We start from the raw sequence: 19,110 nt of genomic DNA on the forward strand, positions 1-19,110 counted from the left end.
TTCGGTCAACTGTTGATATGTCATAGTGATACACTTTGTCTTTGGCGAGAAGAAGCGTACCACGGTCAGCAGTTGACCACCTCTCCACCTTTAGCAAAAAGTGTCGCACTTATTATATGAATCCCCGTGGTTCTAAAGTTTCTGAAATAATGGAGGAGCCAAAAATAGCGGGCGCTACTTAAACAGCAGCAGATAACGGACTTCTGGAAACCTATTTGGACGGGGAAAATAAAAAAGCCCTGTATTTTCAATGTTCTTCACAAGGTAATACAGGACTTTACAACATTCTTGGACGGGTAGCTTTTTATCTAAGAATCTATTCGATGTTTTGTATTTGCTCTCTCATCTGCTCGATTAAAACCTTAAGCTCCACGGCGCTTTGCGTGGTGTCGGTGACGATAGATTTGGATGATAGGGTGTTGGCTTCGCGGTTGAGTTCCTGCATCAGGAAGTCTAGGCGACGGCCGATGGGGCCTTTGGATTTGAGGACACGCTTAACTTCTTGGACGTGAGTATTGAGGCGATCCATCTCTTCGTCGACATCGGCTTTTTGTGCGAGGATCACCATCTCTTGTTCTACGCGGGCTTGATCGAGGTCTGCTTTAAACTCTTCTAGCCGAGCCTTGAGGTTGTCGCGTTGGGCTTGCAGGATACCCGGTAGTTTACTGCGCACATCGCCGACGATATCGCTGATGGTGTCCAGGCGTTGATCGATCAGGGCGGCGAGTTCGACGCCTTCACGGCCACGGCTTTCGATGAGTTCATCGAGGGCGGTATGGAAGAGTGTGAGCGCCGCTTTTTTTACGGCATCCATATCGAGGCTGGTATCTTTTAATACGCCGGGCCAGCGGAGCAGGTCCATGGTGTCGATTGGCTTTGAAACCTGCAGTAGGTTTTCCATTTGCTGTGCGGCGTCTAGCAGTTCGCGAGCAAAGGTTTCGTTGATGGTTAAGGTTTGGGATTGGGCCTCAGGGACAAACCGCAGAGTGCATTCGACTTTTCCGCGACTGAGTTTTTTACGTAGGGCTTCCCGTAATGGGCCTTCGATATCACGTAGGCTGTCCGGTAGTCGCAGGTGGGGTTCGAGATAGCGGTGATTGACGGAACGGACTTCCCAGATCAGGCTGCCCCATTCATGTTGCGCTTCTTGGCGGGCAAAAGCGGTCATGCTGCGTGTCATATTCTCTGTTCTCGTTTAGAATGCAGGTTTCGTTGTCGACGTTTAACCGGTGTCGGCGGATTTACGTTTTATTCTAACAGCCCTCGATCGCTTCCTCTATGCGTTCGGTCGGGGTTCCGAACAGGATCCTTAAGTTCATGAGTTCAACAATTTCAGATCAGTTGCAAAATCTTGGCGTCACGACGTTTCGTCCGAGCAATCGTGAGGCGGATCAGATGCGTGAAGTCCGTATCACTCGTCATTTCACCAAGCATGCAGAGGGTTCCGTGCTGGTGGAGTTTGGTGATACCAAAGTGATCTGCACCGCGTCTGTTGAGCGGGGCGTGCCGCGCTTCCTTCGTGGCTCAGGTTCTGGTTGGGTTACAGCGGAATACGGCATGTTGCCACGCGCCACCGGTAGCCGTAATGGTCGGGAAGCGGCAAGAGGCCAGCAGGGCGGTCGTACCGTGGAGATTCAGCGTTTGATCGGTCGTTCTTTACGGGCCTGTATGGATCTGAAAAAACTGGGTGAGAATACCATTACGATCGACTGTGATGTGATTCAGGCCGACGGTGGCACACGTACAGCTTCTATTACCGGCGCCTACGTGGCCTTGCGGGATGCGATTAGCTTCCTGAAAAAAGATAAGCACGGTGCCATGAAGGGTGATCCGGTTAAGTGTGGCTTAGCGGCTATTTCGGTAGGTATCTATAACGGCAAGCCGGTGCTGGATTTGGATTATGCTGAAGATTCATCGGCGGAAACCGATATGAATGTGATCATGACCAGCAAAGGTGGCTTTGTAGAGGTGCAGGGCACCGCTGAAGGCGAGCCTTACTCTCAGGATGAGCTGAATGCCATGCTGGAACTGGCGAAGAAGGGTATCTCTGAATTGTGCGAGATGCAGGAAAAAGCCTTAGCCTGAGTCGGTTAGGGTGTAAAAAAGGGAGCCTCGGCTCCCTTTTTTGATGATCGCTGTCGCGTCTAAGAGGAATAGACTTCAGAGATCGTAATCAATAATCAGCGGTGCGTGGGCAGAAAAAACCTGTCCCCGATAGATGGAGGCTGATTTGATCGTTTTGCGCAGATTGGCTGTGGTGATCTGATAATCTAGGCGAGCACCTTCATTGAGCTCACGGGCCTTGTTGTAGTCCGGCCACCAAGTATGTTGCTGATCAACGCGATTCACCTGACGGAAGGCATCGACATAACCCATATCACCAAACAGATCTTCTACCCATTCGCGCTCTTGCGGCAAAAATCCGGAGACTTTCTGGTTAACATACCAGTTGCTCAGATCTTGCGGTTTATGGGCGATCAGTAGCGGGCCACAAAAAATAAACTCACGACGTTTACGCAGGGTTTTCGTGAAGTGGCCTTTGAGTAGCTGCAGGTATTCCTCTTTAGCCTGCTGTGCTTCTGCACTTTTAAGACCGGAGGGCACGCTAAAGGAGGCGACGCTGACGTTGTCAAAGTCTGCCTGTATGAAACGTCCGTGGAAATCGCATTGCTCAAAGCCTAGCCCGGTCATGATCGCCTTAGGCATCACTCGGGTATAGATAGCCACGCCGCTATAACCATCTTCAAATGCATCGAAGAAGTAAGCTTCATAGCCCTCGGGATGATAACGTTTATCATCCAGTTGGTAGTCTTTGGCACGCAGATCCTGAAGGCATACCACATCAGCATCCTGTTCTACCATCCACTGGAAGAATCCGTTATCTGTAGCCTGCTCAATACCCTGAGTATTGAATGTAATGACGCGCATAGCTTATAAACCTGTGAAAAACGCAATTTGTAGCGAAAGGCGCATTGTACTGGGTGTTTAAGGAAATTTAAATCTAAAGCACGGACTATTAAGCTCAGGATGGGTAAATCAGGGTTTAACTATTGTTCATAATGGAGGGGCAGGAAGAAACCCTGTATCATACGGCCACTTTTTAAACAGTGTTGCGGAGAGCCCACATGCAGGATTATCAGAGAGAGTTTATCGAGTTCGCGATAGATAAAGAGGTGTTGCGATTCGGCGAGTTCACCCTGAAATCGGGCCGTACCAGCCCTTATTTCTTTAATGCGGGTTTGTTTAACAGCGGTGCCGCATTGGCCCGTTTAGGCAAATGCTATGCGGCGGCGATTCAGCAATCGGGTATCGAATATGATGTCATGTTGGGGCCTGCTTACAAAGGGATTCCTCTTGCTGCAGCAACCTGCGTTGCCTTGGCGACTGAGTTTGGTCAGGACGTTCCCTATGTGTTTAACCGTAAAGAAGCCAAGACACACGGCGAAGGCGGCAACCTGGTGGGCGCACCATTAGAAGGCCGAGTATTGATCATTGATGATGTGATCACGGCGGGCACGGCGATTCGTGAGGTGATGGATATTATTGCACAGGCTGGCGCGACACCCGCCGGTACGGTGATCGCACTGAATCGCCAAGAAAAGGGCAAAGGCGAGTTATCGGCTATTCAGGAAGTCGAGCGTGATTATAATATGCCGGTTGCCAGCATTGTCTCGTTAACCGACCTGCTAACCTACCTCGATGAGAAGGGTGGCATGGATGAGCAGATAGCGGCTATTTCAGCATATCGGGCTCAATACGGCATCTGATCGGTTACTGATTGATCAATAACGTAATATTTTTAAGGTGAGCGAGCAATTCGGTTGATTTTTCCTGCTTGGCCGTGTTTAATACGCCTCTCTTGTGTGCCCGGATAGCTCAGTCGGTAGAGCAGAGGATTGAAAATCCTCGTGTCCTTGGTTCGATTCCGAGTCCGGGCACCATTTATACTTTTAAGCCTTGCAGTCAAATGCAGGGCTTTTTTGTGTCTGGAGTATGGCAGCTCGGAACGCGAACCAAGTTCGATTATTCGTCGCTGCGCTCCTCTCCCTTCGGGCCATCGTCAAAAAGCGACGATGTTGTTATGGCCTACGGCCATCACTCCGAGTTGGGCACCATTTATACTTTTAAGCCTTGCAGTCAAATGCAGGGCTTTTTTGTGTCTAAAAGAATCGAACCGGTTCGATTATTCGTCGCTACGCTCCTCACCCTTCGGGCCATCGTCAAAAAACGACGATGCTGTTATGGCCTGCGGGCATCGCTCGGAGTCCGGGCTCCATTTATGCTTTTAAGCCTTGCAGTTAAATGCAGGGCTTTTTTGCGTCTGGAGTATGGCCACTCGGAACGCGAACCAAGTTCGATTATTCGTCGCTGCGCTCCTCACCCTTCGGGTCGCTCTCAAAGAGCGACGGTGTTGTTATGGCCTGCGTCCATCTTTGTACCGGAGCACCATTGGCTTTAAACCGTGCCATAAGTCGTATTTTGGGTGATTTAAGGTTGACTCCACAAAGGGATCTAGTCTTTGTTGTATACAATATACGGCAATTATTGTGTTAACTTTCGCACTAAAAGTAACCGTTTTTGCAGAATATCTGAGGGCAGTGCCTTGTGATGAGGCATGCTGTTTTTCCCGTAAACGCTAGTTTGAATATTTTTTATCCTATTTAAGGTGATGTTTTAAAACGCTATCTGCCATTTGTTATTTATTTTCTGACCACTTGGCCAGCTTTTTGCTCAAGTAGTAAGTAAAGGGTCTTGTTGGACAGCCCGAAAATTAAATAATGAAAAGAATGGGATGATGATCACTATGAAACGCAAACTCGCACTGGCCGCTCTGTCTGTAAGCGCTTTAATCGCTACACCCGCCTCCGCTGAAATGCTCTGGACCAATACCAGCCTGAGCTACTTGAAAGGGGATGATTATAAGTTCACGCCCACCGGCAATATGGATGTTGTCACACTGGAAAATGCCACCGGTCATAACTGGGGTGATACCTTTCTGTTTATTGACCGCACCATGCCGGAAGATGGTGATAGCAGTTTCTATGGAGAGTTCTCCCCACGCTTAAGCTTGAGTTATGCCACCGGTAATGACCTCTCTTTTGGATTTGTTAAAGATGTCTATCTGGCGGGTACTTGGGAAGCCGGTGATGGTTTTGATAATCAACTTTACGGTGTGAGCGTTAACTTGGATGTGCCTGGGTTTAGATATTTCACCGCCAGTGTATACAAGGCTAATAACGAGTTTGCGGATAATGATGAGCAGTTAACACTGACATGGGCTTATCCCATCGAAGCGGGCAGCCAAGAGTTCCTGATCGATGGTTTCCTTGATTGGAGTTCGAGCAGCGACACCAATGAATCCGAGATGAACTTCACGCCGCAGTTGAAATGGAATGTCGGTAAAAATATGGGGCTGACATCGCCGCTGTATGTGGGTATTGAGTATGCCTATTGGAACAATAAATACGGCAGCACCATTGATGAACGCAACGCATCATTATTGTTGAAATGGCATTTTTGATCGTTCACTTGCTTGAATGCGGGGTGTCGTGCCCCGCTACTCATAAGGAGTCCTTATGTCGTCACAAAATACGAACGACCTGATCTATTCGCTGAATGCTAAGCCCGGTGCTGTAGAGTCCGGTTTTGCCGCACTACAGCATGTATTGGCTAGCTTTATTGGTATCATCACTCCCACGTTGATTATTGGTGGCGTACTGGGGTTGGGTGAGCATGTCCCCTACCTGATCAGCATGGCGTTGATGGTATCCGGTGTGGGTACGATTATTCAGGCCCGTCGTCCCTTGGGTATGGGGGCGGGGATGATCTGCGTGCAGGGCACCAGCTTTGCTTTTCTTAGCTCGGTGTTGGCGGCAGGTTTTATTGCCAAAGGGCAGGGCGGAGGCCCAGAAGAGATGCTGTCCCTGATTTTTGGGGTCTGTATGCTCGGCGCCTTTATTGAGATCTTCCTGAGCCAGTTTATTCATAAGCTCAAGCGTGTTATTACCCCGTTGGTAACTGGCATTGTGATTACCATTATCGGTGCCAGCCTGATTAAAGTAGGCATGACCGACCTAGCCGGTGGCTTTAAGGCGAAAGACTTTGGTGATCCTGCCAATCTCATGCTGGGCGGTGTCGTGCTGATCAGTATTATTGCCCTGAACCGTTCTAGCAATAGCTGGATTCGTCTGTCGTCGATCGTGTTAGGGCTAGTGATCGGGATGGTGATTGCTGGGTTTATGGGGAAGATCAGTTTTGCCAACCTGAGCAGCTTGCCGGTTATCAGTATTCCTGTGCCGTTTAAATATGGTTTCTCGTTTGATTGGAGCGCTTTTCTGCCGATCGCGATGATCTATCTGATTACGGCTATTGAATCCACTGGCGACATTACCGCTAACTGTATGGTGTCGAAACAGCCTATTAAAGGGGATGAGTATATTGCTCGCGTTCGTGGCGGCGTCTTTGCCGACGGTTTTAACTCGCTATTGGCAGCGGTGTTTAACACCTTTCCTAATACCACGTTTAGCCAAAATAACGGCGTGATCCAGTTGACCGGCGTGGCGAGTCGCCATATTGCACTGTATATCGGAGCTATCCTGATCTTATTGGGGTTGTTCCCGATGATCGGTGGCATTCTGCAGCAGATACCTAAGCCGGTACTCGGTGGCGCAACGCTGGTGATGTTTGGCACGGTGGCCGCCGCTGGCATTAAGATTATTGCATCGGAGCATCTCGATCGCCGTAAGCTGCTGATTATGGCCGTGGCGTTTGGTATGGGGCTGGGTGTTAGCATGACACCGGGGCTGCTGGATCAGCTACCGAAGATGGTACAGAGTGTATTTGGTTCTCCTATTACCACCGGTGGTATGGCAGCTATTATTCTTAGCCTACTTTTACCGGAGGAATTGGGTGAAAGTGACAGCGTTGCTGACGAAACCACTGTCAGTGATTTGAGTGCTGTGCAGGCGGATTAACTATCGGTTAACTCGATGGAGGTCGTAAGATATTTGCGTAACCTTGAATATAAAACACCGCGTTGATCGCGGTGTTTTTGTGTGTGTCGTTTGATCAGCGTGTGCGGTTGTTAATCACCCATGGCGGTGCCTTCCCGGCGGGGATCGACTGCGCTGTGCCAGCGGCCGTCAGATTGGCGGAAAAAGCCATGTAGGCCGCTGTTTTGGTCTTTGATCTTGATTTGATGGCCCAGCGCCCGTAGCGGTTCGGCGAGCTGTTCCGCCGTGGTGCTTGCTTCGAGTTCGGTCACACCGTTACGGTTAACGACATGGGGGCTGTTAAAAGCTGCCTGCAGTGAGATATCGGAACTCAGTTTAAGGTAGAGGTTTTTAGCCACATAGCTGATGATGCGACTGCCGCCGGGGGAGCCCAGGGCGGCGACTAACTGATTATTTTGATCAAACACCATCATGGGCGACATCGAACTGCGAGGGCGCTTATTCGGCTGTACTCGGTTGGCGACCGGTTTACCGTCCTGTTCTGCGACAAAGGAAAAGTCGGTGAGTTGATTATTGAGCAAGAACCCACCGGCCATCAGCGTGGAGCCGAACGCCATTTCGATACTGCTGGTGATCGATACCGCATTGCCCCATTTATCGACGATGACAAAATGGCTGGTGGAGGGCAGTTCTGGTGAGCGATCATCGGCCTGGCTGATGGTTTGTGGCAGTTCGCCTGGGTTGGCTTGGCCCATGTCTTTCAGTGGGCTGATCAGTTGGCTGCGCTGCTGCAAATAGGTTTCGTCTAGTAGGGCATCAACCGGTACATCGATAAAATCACTGTCGGCTAGGTAGCGGCCGCGGTCGGCATAGGCGAGTCGGCTAGCCTGAGTGAACAGGTGATAAAACCCTAAGCTGTCGGGTTGTTGCGGCTGGGATTCGGCTAACTCCATGAGCTTTATGATCTGTAGCGTGGTGACGCCACCCGATGTCGGTGGAGGAAAGCCACAGACGCGGTATTGGCGAAAGGGGCGGCAAATTGGCTGTCGTGCGACGGGACGATAGTTCTGAAGGTCGCTCAGTTGGAGCTTGCCGGGGTTGTCGGTGGCTTGCTTAACGGCGGCAACGATCTTTTGGCCGAGTTCTCCTTGATAAAGCGCGGTGGCACCTTGTTCAGCGATCTGCTGTAGTGAGTGTGCGAGTGCGGGATTGGTCAACCGGTGCCCTTCAGGTAGGGCTTCCCCTTCGGGGGTGAAGAAATATGCGCGAGCTTCGGGGTAGCGTCCCAGTCCGGGGTTGATGTTGGACGCCAATAACTGATGCAGTCTGGCGCCGACATTGAAGCCCTCTTTAGAGGTTTGAATCGCGTCACTGAACAGTGAAGCCCAAGGCTTTTTGCCGTACTGATGGTGGCTGAATTCAAGCATTGCGAGAACCCCCGGCGTGCCCACTGAACGGCCGCCAACCATGGCATCCCACCAACTCATCGGGGTTCCCTCTTCGGTTAAAAAGAGATTCTCATCGGCAGCAGCAGGGGCGGTTTCTCGGCCATCAAAGGCGGTTAAGCGTTGCGTGCTGTTATCCCAATAGAGCATAAAGGCGCCACCTCCGATACCCGAGGATTGCGGCTCCACCAGTGTCAGCATCGCCTGAACGGCTACGGCGGCGTCAACGGCGCTGCCCCCCTGTTGTAAAACGTGATAACCCGCTTGGGTGGCGAGTGGGTGAGCGGTCACCACCATCTGCTGCTGTGCGGTAATACTGTTTTGATGCAGCGTGCCGGTGGCGGATTCCGGTGCGAGGTCTTCATTGATCGCATAAGTGAATGATGAAACAGCAGCGAGGGTGGCGAAAATAATAGAGAGATAAGGTGTTCGCATAATTCAATTCCTGAAGCGTCTATCGCGGGTAGTTGGAGATAGCCTGAGTGGTTATTAAAGCAGATATTGGCGCTGTTTTTTGAATAAAGCAGGTTTATCGCGCGAAATTGATGCGGAAAGTGGGCTCCTGCAGATATTGCTGTCTATATTGAAAGATAACTCGGCTGAAACAGTTAACGCTGGGGGATTAATACGGAATAAACGTGAGGCTAATCATGGGGCTAAGGGTGGCTCGGAATGAGTAGTGTTGTTGTATTGGCGAGCCATTGTCTCCCTTATACTAAGATCGGCTAAAGATGAGGCGTTTGAGGCCGATACCATTAAGTTAAGGACTCACTAGCAACTAGGAGATTCACTTTGTCCATAGCGGTAAAATCTATTTCTTGCGCGGATGATGATGCTAAAACCATTAGAATGGTGCTGTTAAATGACCATGAAGGTAAGGCATTGGTCCTATTGCCGGCCAATATGCTATTAAACTTGGTCAGCATCTGGAAGCATTCGGGGCGGCATCTGCAACCGGTGAGGGGCTCGGATGCCACTAAATTTTTCAGTCAAGCGGCGTTAAAAATAGAGCTTGGCCAAGAAAAACTATTTCAACTGCCTGTCTTTATTGATAGCTCGCTTGAGGGGTATGAGCACTTCAATGTAATTGAAGCGTATACCGGGCTCTCTTTTGAAGCGCATAAAGAGTGGTTTAAAGATCACCTGTCTCAATGCTCTTTGGGGCTGACACCGCATGCGATTGAGCAGTTTCAGCCGGCCGGTAGTGATGAACAGGTGATTACCCGCGCCGTTGAGCGTTTTACCACGTTGCGAATACAGCAGCGGTTAGAGGATACGCTGGGTTTACCGCCGTTGCCGATGACGATGCAGCGTCTGCTTGAGTTGCGCTCTGATCCGATCGCGGGCATTGATGATCTGTTACCTTTGGTCTGTAGCGATGCGTCCTTGGCGTCGCAGGTGATGAGCTGGGCAGGGTCTCCTTACTATGCGGCGCCGGGGGAAGTTCACTCGGTGGAAGATGCGGTGATTCGAGTACTGGGCTTTGATCTGGTGGTCAATTTGGCATTGGGTGTCGCGATGGGTAAAACTCTGACGGTGCCCGATGATACGCCGCGGGACGGTATTCCTTATTGGAAACAATCGGTGTATGTCGCGGCGACGGCGGAGTTGATGTGTAAGAAAATTCCTGTCGAGAGCCGTCCTAAGCCTGGGTTAGTGTATCTGGCTGGGTTGCTACAAAACTTTGGTTATCTGATTTTAGCGCATCTGTTTCCGCCACATTTTGCACTGCTATCACGTTATATTGAGGCGAATCCTCATATGCCGTTGGAGTATGTGGAAAAACAGGTCATGAATGTCACCCGTGAACAGATTGGTGCCTGGTTGTTGAGTGATTGGGGGTTGCCAGAAGTGGTGGTGGAAGCGGTTCGTCATCACAATAACCTGAGTTACGATGGCATCGCGAGCCATGAGGCCAAGTTGATCTATATCGTTAACCGAGAGTTGCGTCGCCAAGGTTTGGCTGACGGTCCGATAGAGGACGTTGCCGATAGCTTACTGCAGCAGTTGGGGTTAAGTCGGGCGGATGTGGATGAGGTTGTTGCATCGGTTGCCAGCAATACCGGCGATCTAGACGCTTTAGTACATACGATTATGCATGCTCACTAAGGCTGGGTTGATGTCGCTTGGCAGAGGCCGTTTAATCTAGGTATTAAACGGCCTTATGATGTTTGTTTGTTCCCCTGCGCTTGTGTTAGAGCGTCGTTTCGCTTTCTAGTTGCTCTAGTTCTTCGAGTTTTTCCATCCATTCAGATTCAATGGCATCTGCTTTTTGTTGCAGTTCGCCCTGCTGCTGTAGCTGACGTTTAAGTTGTTCTTTATTGCCCTCTTCGTACAAGCTGACATCCGCCAGTGAAGTTTCCACCAGTTGCAGCTCCTGCGTCACTTTGTCGAGGGTTGCCTCCAGCTTATCAATGGCTTTGCGCAGCGGCCGTAGTGCATTGCGTCGTTCCGCCTCAAGCCGTTTCTGCTCTTTCTTTTCAGCGGCGCTGAGCGAGCGGTTTTCTTTCGGCTCTTCAGGGGTTTGATTCTGTGTCCGTCGCTGTGTCGCCAGCCATTGTTGGTAGTCATCCATATCTCCGTCAAAAGGGGATACTCGGCCGTTGGCTACCAGCCAGAACTGATCTACGGTGTTCCGCAATAGGTGACGATCGTGAGAGACCAGAATCAAGGCACCATCGAAGTTTTGCAGTGCCATCGTGAGCGCATGACGCACCTCTAGGTCGAGGTGGTTGGTGGGTTCATCGAGCAGCAGCAGGTTAGGGCGCTGCCAGGCGATTAATGCCAGGGCTACCCGCGCTTTTTCACCGCCGGAGAAGCGTTTGACCGGCTCGAGCGCGCGATCACCATTAAAGTCAAAGCTGCCTAAGTAATTACGGATTTCCTGATCACTGGCTTTCGGCGAGATGCGCTGAATATGCAGTGCTGGGGAGGCTTCTAGATCTAAGGCTTCAAGCTGGTGCTGGGCAAAGTAACCGATTTTTAGGTGCTCACCGGCGTTATACACGCCATCAATCAGGGGGAGATCTCGGGTAAGGGTTTTAATCAGGGTTGATTTACCCGCACCGTTGGGCCCCAATAGGCCGATACGATCGCCCGGCGAAAGGGTGAGTTTGACGTTGTTTAGAATGGGCTGGCTATAACCTAACTGGCAGTTATTCAGGCTCATCAGCGGAAAAGAGATCTTATCTGATGACTGAAAGGTAAAGCTAAACGGACTATCGACATGGGCTGGCGCGATCAGCTCCATGCGCTCTAACTCTTTAACTCGGCTTTGGGCTTGTTTGGCTTTAGTGGCTTTCGCTTTAAAGCGGTTAACAAAGCTCTCAATTTCAGCGATTCGCACCTGTTGTTTTTCAAACTGAGATTGTTGCTGCGCGAGTCGTTCGGCGCGCCGTTTTTCAAAGTCGCTGTAACCGCCTTTATACAGTTCCGTTTTCTGGTTGGACATGTGGACGATATGGGTGCTGACCGCATCGAGAAAGTCGCGGTCATGGGAGATCAGCAGGAGTGTTCCCTGATAATTCCGTAGCCACTGTTCCAGCCAGATGGTTGCATCCAGATCAAGGTGGTTGGTCGGCTCATCGAGTAGAAGGATATCGGAATGACTCATCAGCGCTTGCGCTAGGTTGAGTCGAATCCGCCAGCCGCCGGAAAAGGTATTCACCGGCCGTTGGGCATCGGAGGTCGAAAAACTCAGACCGTTCAATAGCTGGTGGGCACGGGCTTCAGCGCTGTAACCATCGATGGCATCCAGCTGAGCATGTAGTTCGCCGATCCGATGATGGTTGCCTGATTGCTCGGCGTCGGCCAACCCTTGCTGTACCGCCCGCAAGCGGTGATCACCATCGAGCACATAGTCGATCGCGCGGTCTTCGCTGTCGGCGACTTCCTGCGCCATATGGGCGATCGTCAGGTTGCCTGGTAGCTGTAGATCACCTTCATCGGGCTGTAGCTGGCCAAGAATAAGTTTAAAAAGCGAGGATTTACCGACACCATTGGCGCCGACAATGCCCACTTTCTGATTGGCGTGGATAGTTAATTGCGCTCTGTCTAGCAGGCGCAGGGGTCCACGTTGTAAGCTTAACTGGTTTAACTGAATCATGGCGGCGGATTTTATCACAGATGTTAGATAATAATGTGTTTTGGCACTTCGCAGTGCAGATCTATTCTACCCCAGAGGTGGCGGATCTTTGCTTAACATTGCAAAACCGATATCAATTGAGTGTGAATGACCTGCTCTTTGGTTTATGGCTAGCGCGAGAAGGAAAGCAGTTACCACCACAGTTGGATGATCAGCAGGTGCAACAGTGGCGTAGCCGTACGCTTGAGCCGCTGCGTAAACTCCGCTATGACTTACGCCAGTCAAAGCAGTCTGAGGATCAGCAGTGCTGCTATGAGGCGATGAAACAGGCGGAATTGAGTGCCGAAAAGGTCGAGATAGGATTGCTCTATGATCTGCGGGATCTGTGTCCTGATGCAGCCGGTGCGGATGTAAAGCCTCTGAATCAGTTGAGTTATCTTAACCTCTGTGTTGCCGCTAAGGTGACGGCTAAAACAGCAGAAAATTTAGGTGATTTGCCGGCTCTTTTACGGCAATTAAGCGATAAAGCCGCAGGTGCGGTAGTAATCGGCTGAACTTTTCAGTTTAATGGCTTACTAACAGCACATAAATGATCCCGGAATTTAAGGAATGACAATGAAGAAGACGCTGGTGGCCGTGGCCGTAGCAAGTATCGTATTGGTTGGTTGTGGCCCTGATAAAGAGAAGGCCGTCGCAGAGGTAGAGAAGCCGTATACCCTGGAAACCGATCAGCAAAAGTTAGGTTATAGCTTGGGTCTGATGTTGGGCGAGCGTCTGAAAGCGGATGTTGAAGAGTTGGATGTTGATGCCCTGCGCCGGGCTGTTGAGAGTGTTTATTCCGGTGATGAGCCACTGCTGAAGCCTGAAGAAGTGGAAGCGACCATGATGGCTTTCCAGCAGGCTAAAATGGCCGAGCAACAAGCTGAATTTGCCAAGATTTCAGACGGTAACCTGAAGAAAGGGCAGGATTACCTCGCTGAGAATGCTAAAAAAGAAGGGGTGGTTACCACCGAGTCGGGTCTTCAGTATGAAGAGTTAACCGCAGGCGAGGGTGATAGCCCGAAAGCAGAAGATACGGTTAAAGTGCACTATCGTGGTTCATTAATCGACGGTACGGACTTTGATAGCTCTTATAGCCGTGGTGAGCCGGTTTCTTTCCCGTTAAATGGTGTTATTCCTGGCTGGACAGAAGGCCTACAATTGATGAAAGCGGGTGGTAAAGCGCGCCTAGTGCTTCCGGCTGACTTGGCATACGGCCCGGGCGGTATGGGTGATGCTATCGGTCCGAATGAAACACTGGTTTTTGAAGTTGAGCTGTTAGAGATTAACCCCGCTGAGTAAAGCGCCAAATGCGGTCAAAAATATACAAACCACCCTCTTGGGTGGTTTTTTTTGGTGCGAAAAAAAGGCTTTGAATGTAAATGTCATAAAAAACGAGCGTTTTTGATAGTTATTTTGTAGATTTATTTCAACATGATGAAAGGGTAATACAGCTGCTAGCAACGATCTCCTGTACAGATGGGGAACTGTTGCTACACTTAGAGTTAAATATTTGGAATATAACAATAAAAAGTGGAATGCTACTTGCTTAATTAGATGTATGGCAAGGCTGCCAAAACGGCGCTGCTTTTATTATTCATTCATTTGTTACAAAGAGAGGAAGCATCCTATGAAGAAGAAACTGATCTCTGCTGCTGTTTTGATGGCTGCGATGACCGGTGCTGCTACGGCAGGTACTTTAGAAACAGTGAAGGAACGTGGCGCTGTACAATGTGGTGTGACCAGTGGTGTCCCTGGTTTCTCAGTACCTGATGATAAAGGTAATTGGAAAGGTCTTGATGTTGATCTTTGTCGAGCTGTTGCCGCTGCAGTATTTGGCGATTCAACGAAAGTTAAATTTATTCCGCTTAACGCGAAAGAGCGTTTTACTGCGCTGGTGTCGGGTGAAATCGATGTATTGTCCCGTGTAACGACTTGGACACAGACCCGAGATACCCAACTGGGTGTTAATTTCGCAGGTGTTAACTATTATGACGGTCAGGGCTTTCTTGTGAAGAAAGATCTGGGCTTGAAAAGCGTTAAAGAGCTGGATGGTGCAACCGTTTGTGTTCAGTCCGGTACTACTACCGAGCTGAATATGGCCGATTACTTCCGTGCTAACGGTATTACATATACGCCGGTAGTTTTTGATACCAATGATCAAGCAGCACAGGCTTTTGACAGTGGCCGTTGTGATTCATTCACCACTGACTTATCTCAAGCCGCGGGTTTACGTACCCGTATGCAAGATCCATCAAGCGTTGGCGCACTGCCTGAGGTTATCTCTAAAGAGCCTTTAGGACCTGTTGTACGTCAGGGTGATGATACTTGGTTTAACATCGTTAAGTGGACGCACAATGCGATGCTTAATGCTGAAGAGCTAGGGGTAACATCCGCTAATATCGATAAGATGAAGTCTGAAAGCACTGATCCAAACGTAAAACGTTTGATTGGTTTAGATGGACCTAAAGGTAAAGGTCTTGATCTGGCTGATGACTGGGCATATCAGATCGTTAAGCAAGTCGGTAACTACGGTGAAGCTTATGAGCGTAACGTCGGTAAAGACTCTCCACTGGGTCTAGATCGCGGTTTGAACGCATTGTGGAACCAAGGAGGTCTGCAGTACGCTCCACCCATGCGTTAAATGCTGATCAACGGCTGGCCTAAGGGCTGGCCGTTTTTGTTTCTGCCCTTTGGTATATGCCTAGGCAGAAATATCTGTGTACTGATTTTTGGAGTTAACAATGTCCTCAGACATGTCGAGTTCAGGCCACAAGCCTGATGGCTCAGCCAAAGAAAAAGCACCGCCGGTGAGTCAGCCAAAATTCTGGAACGATCCGAAAAAGCGATCGTTACTGTTTCAGGTGCTGTTATTGTCGGTCTTGGGTTTTGTCTTTTACACCATAATAGACAACACGCTGACCAATCTTGAACAACGTGGTATTACGACAGGCTTTGATTTCTTAACCCGTGAAGCCGGTTTTGGTATTGCCATGAGTCTTATTGATTATACGGAAGCGTCTAGCTACGGTATGACCTTTATTGTCGGCCTGCTCAATACCATACTGATTGCAGTAATGGGTATTATTGCGGCGACGATTCTTGGCTTTATTCTGGGTGTTGCGCGGTTATCGGATAACTGGTTAGTCGCTAAGTTCTCTGCGCTTTACATCGAAATTTTTCGTAATATTCCTCTGCTGCTGCAGATCTTCTTCTGGTACTACGCGGTACTGCGAACACTGCCTCAGCCACGTCAAAGTATTGAGTTTTTAGGTTCCTTTATTAATAACCGGGGTTTTATTTTTCCTGCGCCGGTGCCTGAAGAGGGTTTTGGTCTTGTGACCGTTGGCTTTTTTGCGGCGATTGCGGCCAGTTGGCTAATTGCCCGTTGGGCGAAAAAACGCCAGGAGCTAACGGGACAGCAGTTTCCGGTGGCGCTGACGACCATCGGGCTGGTTATCGGAGTGCCTCTGGTACTGTTCCTGTTTAGTGGCATGCCACTAGGGTTGGATCATCCAGAGCTGAAAGGTTTTAACTTTAAAGGTGGTATCACCGTGATACCCGAGCTAATCGCTCTTTGGTTGGCGCTGAGTATCTATACCGCAGCCTTTATTGCCGAAACGGTTCGTGCCGGTATTCTGGCGGTTTCCCATGGCCAAACGGAAGCGGCTACGGCGCTGGGTATGTCGAAAGCGAAAACCCTGCGTTTGATCGTGATTCCACAAGCGTTGCGGGTGGTGATTCCACCGCTGACCAGCCAATACCTTAACCTGACGAAGAACTCCTCCTTGGCGACCGCGATCGGCTATCCCGATCTAGTGAACGTCTTTGCGGGGACAACCCTGAATCAGACAGGGCAGGCCATTGAGGTGATCTCCATGACCATGGCGGTCTATTTGGCGCTCAGCTTGATGACCTCATTCTTTATGAACTGGTATAACGCCAGAATTCAGTTGTCGGAACGTTAGGAGGGGATGCTATGAAATACGAACTACAACCCACGTTGCCCCCACCGGCGAACATGATTGGTGTGATTGGCTGGCTGCGGAAAAACCTATTTAACGGTCCGGTGAATTCGATCGCAACGATCGTGGTCGGCTACTTTCTGATCAGTTTTTTGGTGCCCACGATTCAGTGGATCTTTATTGATGCCGATTGGGTCGGCGATAGCCGTGATGCCTGTACCAGCGGTGGCGCCTGCTGGGTGTTTATTGCCAATCGATTGGATCAGTTTCTCTATGGGTTTTACCCAGAAGCAGAACATTGGCGGGTGCAGATAGCCTTTATTATTTTAATTGGCTCAATCATCTGGCTGGTACTACCTAAGACACCGAAGAAAGGAATTGTCGCCGCACTGCTGCTGGTGGCTTATCCTGTCGTCGCGTTCATCCTCTTATACGGTAATTCCTTTGGCCTGCCTCAGGTGGAAACCCACCTGTGGGGTGGTCTTACGCTGACGCTGGTATTAGCCGTTGTTGGTATTGTGGCTTCACTACCCTTGGGTATCGTACTGGCATTAGGACGGCAATCGGAGATGCCGATCGTGCGTTCGGTGTGTGTCACCTTTATCGAAATCTGGCGGGGTGTTCCGCTGATCACGGTGCTATTTATGGCGTCGGTAATGTTGCCACTGTTCTTTCCGGAAGGCATGAGCTTTGACAAGCTGCTCAGGGCGCTCATCGGTATTACCCTATTCCAGTCTGCCTATATGGCGGAAGTGATCAGGGGTGGACTGCAGGCGATTCCTAAGGGGCAGTATGAAGCGGCGGATGCGCTAGGGCTCGGTTATTGGCAGAAGATGATTTTGATCATCATGCCGCAGGCATTGAAACTAATGATACCGGGTATCGTTAATACCTTTATCGCGCTGTTCAAGGATACCAGCTTAGTGCTGATTATCGGTTTGTTTGATGTGTTGGCGATTGGTCAGGCGGCAAACCAAGATCCTAAATGGATTGGTTATTCCACCGAGAGTTATTTATTTGTTGCCCTGTTGTTCTGGGTGTTCTGTTTCAGTATGTCGCGTTATTCGCAGCATCTGGAAAAAGCATTAAATACCGGCCATGGCAACCGTGCCTGATTACAGAGAGATTTTGATATGAGCCATTCACAAGCGACTGATAAAATGATGGTGGAATTGCGTAACCTGAACAAATGGTACGGCGAATTTCATGTGTTGAAAAATATTAATCTGGAAGTTAAGCAGGGCGAAAAAATTGTTATCTGTGGCCCATCGGGCTCCGGTAAATCAACGATGATTCGCTGTATTAACCATCTGGAAGAGCATCAGAAGGGCGATATCATCGTTAATGATATTCCCCTTAATGAAGATATTAAAAACATCGAAGCGATCCGTAAGGAAGTGGGGATGGTGTTTCAGCACTTTAATCTATTCCCTCACCTGACGGTGTTAGAAAACTGTGTTCTCGCTCCGATCTGGGTGAAAAAGATGCCCCGTAAGGAAGCTGAAGCTCAAGCGATGGAGCTGCTTGAACGGGTTAAAATCCCCGATCAGGCACTCAAGTACCCTGGCCAGCTCTCCGGTGGACAACAGCAGCGGGTGGCGATTGCCCGCTCACTCTGCATGAACCCCGACGTAATGCTTTTCGATGAACCAACCTCGGCACTCGACCCAGAGATGATCAAAGAGGTGCTCGACGTTATGATTGAGCTGGCTACCGAAGGGATGACCATGCTGTGTGTGACCCACGAGATGGGTTTCGCTAAGACCGTGGCCGACCGGGTGATCTTTATGGATGGTGGGCAGATTGTTGAAGAGAACGAGCCCCATGAGTTCTTTAACAATCCGCAGCATGAGCGGACGCAATTGTTCCTGAGTCAGATTTTGCAGCATTAAGCCGCATCCTTAAATAAACGCATTAAAAAACCGCCGTTGGGCGGTTTTTTATTGGATCGACATAAAGTGCTGGGAGTCGATCGGTGCGGTCGCGCTCCCAGTCTGTGGTTCACTTGATAGAAGCTTCTGTGTATTCAAGCTCATCCAGCTGACCATCTTTGTTAACATCAGCGGCTTCAAACATCTCTGTTAGCCCTTCGATGTTTTTTGCTTCTTCTTGGCTAACAAAGCCATCACCGTTGGCATCAGCCAGGTTAAATTCAGGCAGATCAACGGCGAATGCTGCTGCAGATACAGAAGTCAGGGCGATGGCACATAGGGTTTTGATGTTCATGGTGAAGCTCCTTGAGTTTTTAAGTTTGTCGTTCAGTTGGATTAATCCGTCAGGCTTATAAGTTACGCGGAATAATCACTTTTTTATCTGGATACATGATGGGGTGATCAGCATGACTGAGACCCCAATCTTTGAATCAACCGAGAGTGATTTCAGTGTATTCAGCGGTGTCTAATTGACCATCCTTGTTGATATCCGCGGCTTCGAAAATCTCAGCTAAACCCACAATATTTTGAGCTTCTTCCTGGCTGACAAAACCATCGGCATTTAGGTCGACAAGGTTGAACTCAGGCTTATCGACGGCGAATGCTGCTGCAGATACAGAAGTCAGGGCGATGGCACATAGAGTTTTGATATTCATGGTGAAGCTCCTAGAGTTTTTCAGTTTGTCGTTCCGT

At 49.7% G+C, this 19,110-nt stretch carries 17 protein-coding genes and 1 tRNA gene; 12 read left to right on the forward strand and 6 right to left on the reverse strand.

Annotated features, from left to right (window positions below; all coding sequences use genetic code 11):
• Window positions 1-316: 316 nt before the first annotated feature.
• Complete coding sequence (locus tag EH243_RS17135; RefSeq protein ID WP_126159883.1) at window positions 317-1,180, reverse strand: YicC/YloC family endoribonuclease; 864 nt, start codon at window positions 1,178-1,180, stop codon at window positions 317-319.
• A 137-nt stretch (window positions 1,181-1,317) separates the two neighbouring features.
• On the opposite strand from EH243_RS17135, the gene rph reads away from it, so the two are divergent.
• Complete coding sequence (gene rph / locus EH243_RS17140) at window positions 1,318-2,085, forward strand: ribonuclease PH (RefSeq protein ID WP_126159884.1); 768 nt, start codon at window positions 1,318-1,320, stop codon at window positions 2,083-2,085.
• A 75-nt stretch (window positions 2,086-2,160) separates the two neighbouring features.
• Here rph and EH243_RS17145 read toward each other — a convergent pair whose 3' ends face one another.
• Entirely contained in the window at window positions 2,161-2,928 is a 768-nt protein-coding gene (locus tag EH243_RS17145; RefSeq protein WP_126159885.1) for an exodeoxyribonuclease III, read from the reverse strand.
• A gap of 197 nt (window positions 2,929-3,125) precedes the next feature.
• On the opposite strand from EH243_RS17145, the gene pyrE reads away from it, so the two are divergent.
• The 4 genes from pyrE to EH243_RS17165 all read left to right on the forward strand — a co-directional run bounded on the left by pyrE (window position 3,126) and on the right by EH243_RS17165 (window position 6,974).
• Window positions 3,126-3,767: an orotate phosphoribosyltransferase gene (pyrE, locus tag EH243_RS17150; protein ID WP_126159886.1), complete on the forward strand. Its 642-nt coding sequence runs from the start codon at window positions 3,126-3,128 to the stop codon at window positions 3,765-3,767.
• A 98-nt stretch (window positions 3,768-3,865) separates the two neighbouring features.
• Window positions 3,866-3,941: transfer RNA gene (locus EH243_RS17155), tRNA-Phe, on the forward strand.
• An 863-nt stretch (window positions 3,942-4,804) separates the two neighbouring features.
• The gene (locus EH243_RS17160; protein WP_126159887.1) at window positions 4,805-5,521 is read left to right on the forward strand and encodes an outer membrane protein OmpK; all 717 of its coding nucleotides are present in this window, start codon (window positions 4,805-4,807) and stop codon (window positions 5,519-5,521) included.
• Window positions 5,522-5,576: 55 nt separating this feature from the next.
• Window positions 5,577-6,974, forward strand: coding sequence for a uracil-xanthine permease family protein (locus tag EH243_RS17165; protein ID WP_126159888.1), 1,398 nt, complete (start codon window positions 5,577-5,579; stop codon window positions 6,972-6,974).
• Window positions 6,975-7,084: 110 nt separating this feature from the next.
• Here EH243_RS17165 and ggt read toward each other — a convergent pair whose 3' ends face one another.
• The gene (gene ggt, locus EH243_RS17170) at window positions 7,085-8,833 is read right to left on the reverse strand and encodes a gamma-glutamyltransferase (protein WP_126159889.1); all 1,749 of its coding nucleotides are present in this window, start codon (window positions 8,831-8,833) and stop codon (window positions 7,085-7,087) included.
• 357 nt (window positions 8,834-9,190) lie between these two features.
• On the opposite strand from ggt, the gene EH243_RS17175 reads away from it, so the two are divergent.
• The gene (locus EH243_RS17175; RefSeq protein WP_126159890.1) at window positions 9,191-10,507 is read left to right on the forward strand and encodes an HDOD domain-containing protein; all 1,317 of its coding nucleotides are present in this window, start codon (window positions 9,191-9,193) and stop codon (window positions 10,505-10,507) included.
• 85 nt (window positions 10,508-10,592) lie between these two features.
• Here the strand turns inward: EH243_RS17175 and EH243_RS17180 are convergent, their stop codons facing one another.
• A complete protein-coding gene (locus EH243_RS17180) occupies window positions 10,593-12,503 on the reverse strand; it encodes an ATP-binding cassette domain-containing protein (RefSeq protein WP_126159891.1) in 1,911 nt (636 codons plus the stop codon).
• Between the two features lie 20 nt (window positions 12,504-12,523).
• Between EH243_RS17180 and EH243_RS17185 the strand changes: the two genes are divergently transcribed.
• The 6 genes from EH243_RS17185 to EH243_RS17210 all read left to right on the forward strand — a co-directional run bounded on the left by EH243_RS17185 (window position 12,524) and on the right by EH243_RS17210 (window position 18,378).
• On the forward strand, window positions 12,524-13,036 hold the full coding sequence (locus EH243_RS17185) for a TIGR02444 family protein (protein WP_126159892.1): 513 nt from the start codon (window positions 12,524-12,526) through the stop codon (window positions 13,034-13,036).
• A 61-nt stretch (window positions 13,037-13,097) separates the two neighbouring features.
• Window positions 13,098-13,823: an FKBP-type peptidyl-prolyl cis-trans isomerase gene (locus tag EH243_RS17190; protein ID WP_126159893.1), complete on the forward strand. Its 726-nt coding sequence runs from the start codon at window positions 13,098-13,100 to the stop codon at window positions 13,821-13,823.
• A gap of 328 nt (window positions 13,824-14,151) precedes the next feature.
• Window positions 14,152-15,165, forward strand: coding sequence for an amino acid ABC transporter substrate-binding protein (locus EH243_RS17195; RefSeq protein WP_126159894.1), 1,014 nt, complete (start codon window positions 14,152-14,154; stop codon window positions 15,163-15,165).
• Between the two features lie 100 nt (window positions 15,166-15,265).
• Entirely contained in the window at window positions 15,266-16,489 is a 1,224-nt protein-coding gene (locus tag EH243_RS17200) for an amino acid ABC transporter permease (RefSeq protein WP_126159895.1), read from the forward strand.
• Between the two features lie 11 nt (window positions 16,490-16,500).
• The gene (locus tag EH243_RS17205) at window positions 16,501-17,601 is read left to right on the forward strand and encodes an amino acid ABC transporter permease (protein ID WP_126159896.1); all 1,101 of its coding nucleotides are present in this window, start codon (window positions 16,501-16,503) and stop codon (window positions 17,599-17,601) included.
• Window positions 17,602-17,649: 48 nt separating this feature from the next.
• Window positions 17,650-18,378: an amino acid ABC transporter ATP-binding protein gene (locus tag EH243_RS17210; protein ID WP_164549159.1), complete on the forward strand. Its 729-nt coding sequence runs from the start codon at window positions 17,650-17,652 to the stop codon at window positions 18,376-18,378.
• A 109-nt stretch (window positions 18,379-18,487) separates the two neighbouring features.
• On the opposite strand, the gene EH243_RS17215 is transcribed toward EH243_RS17210, so the two are convergent.
• Together EH243_RS17215 and EH243_RS17220 are read right to left on the reverse strand one after the other, a co-directional pair.
• On the reverse strand, window positions 18,488-18,712 hold the full coding sequence (locus tag EH243_RS17215; RefSeq protein WP_126159935.1) for an EF-hand domain-containing protein: 225 nt from the start codon (window positions 18,710-18,712) through the stop codon (window positions 18,488-18,490).
• 136 nt (window positions 18,713-18,848) lie between these two features.
• Entirely contained in the window at window positions 18,849-19,073 is a 225-nt protein-coding gene (locus EH243_RS17220) for an EF-hand domain-containing protein (RefSeq protein ID WP_126159936.1), read from the reverse strand.
• Between the last annotated feature and the right edge of the window lie 37 nt (window positions 19,074-19,110).

Source organism: Amphritea opalescens, from assembly GCF_003957515.1.
Taxonomy (GTDB): Bacteria; Pseudomonadota; Gammaproteobacteria; order Pseudomonadales; family Balneatricaceae; genus Amphritea; species Amphritea opalescens.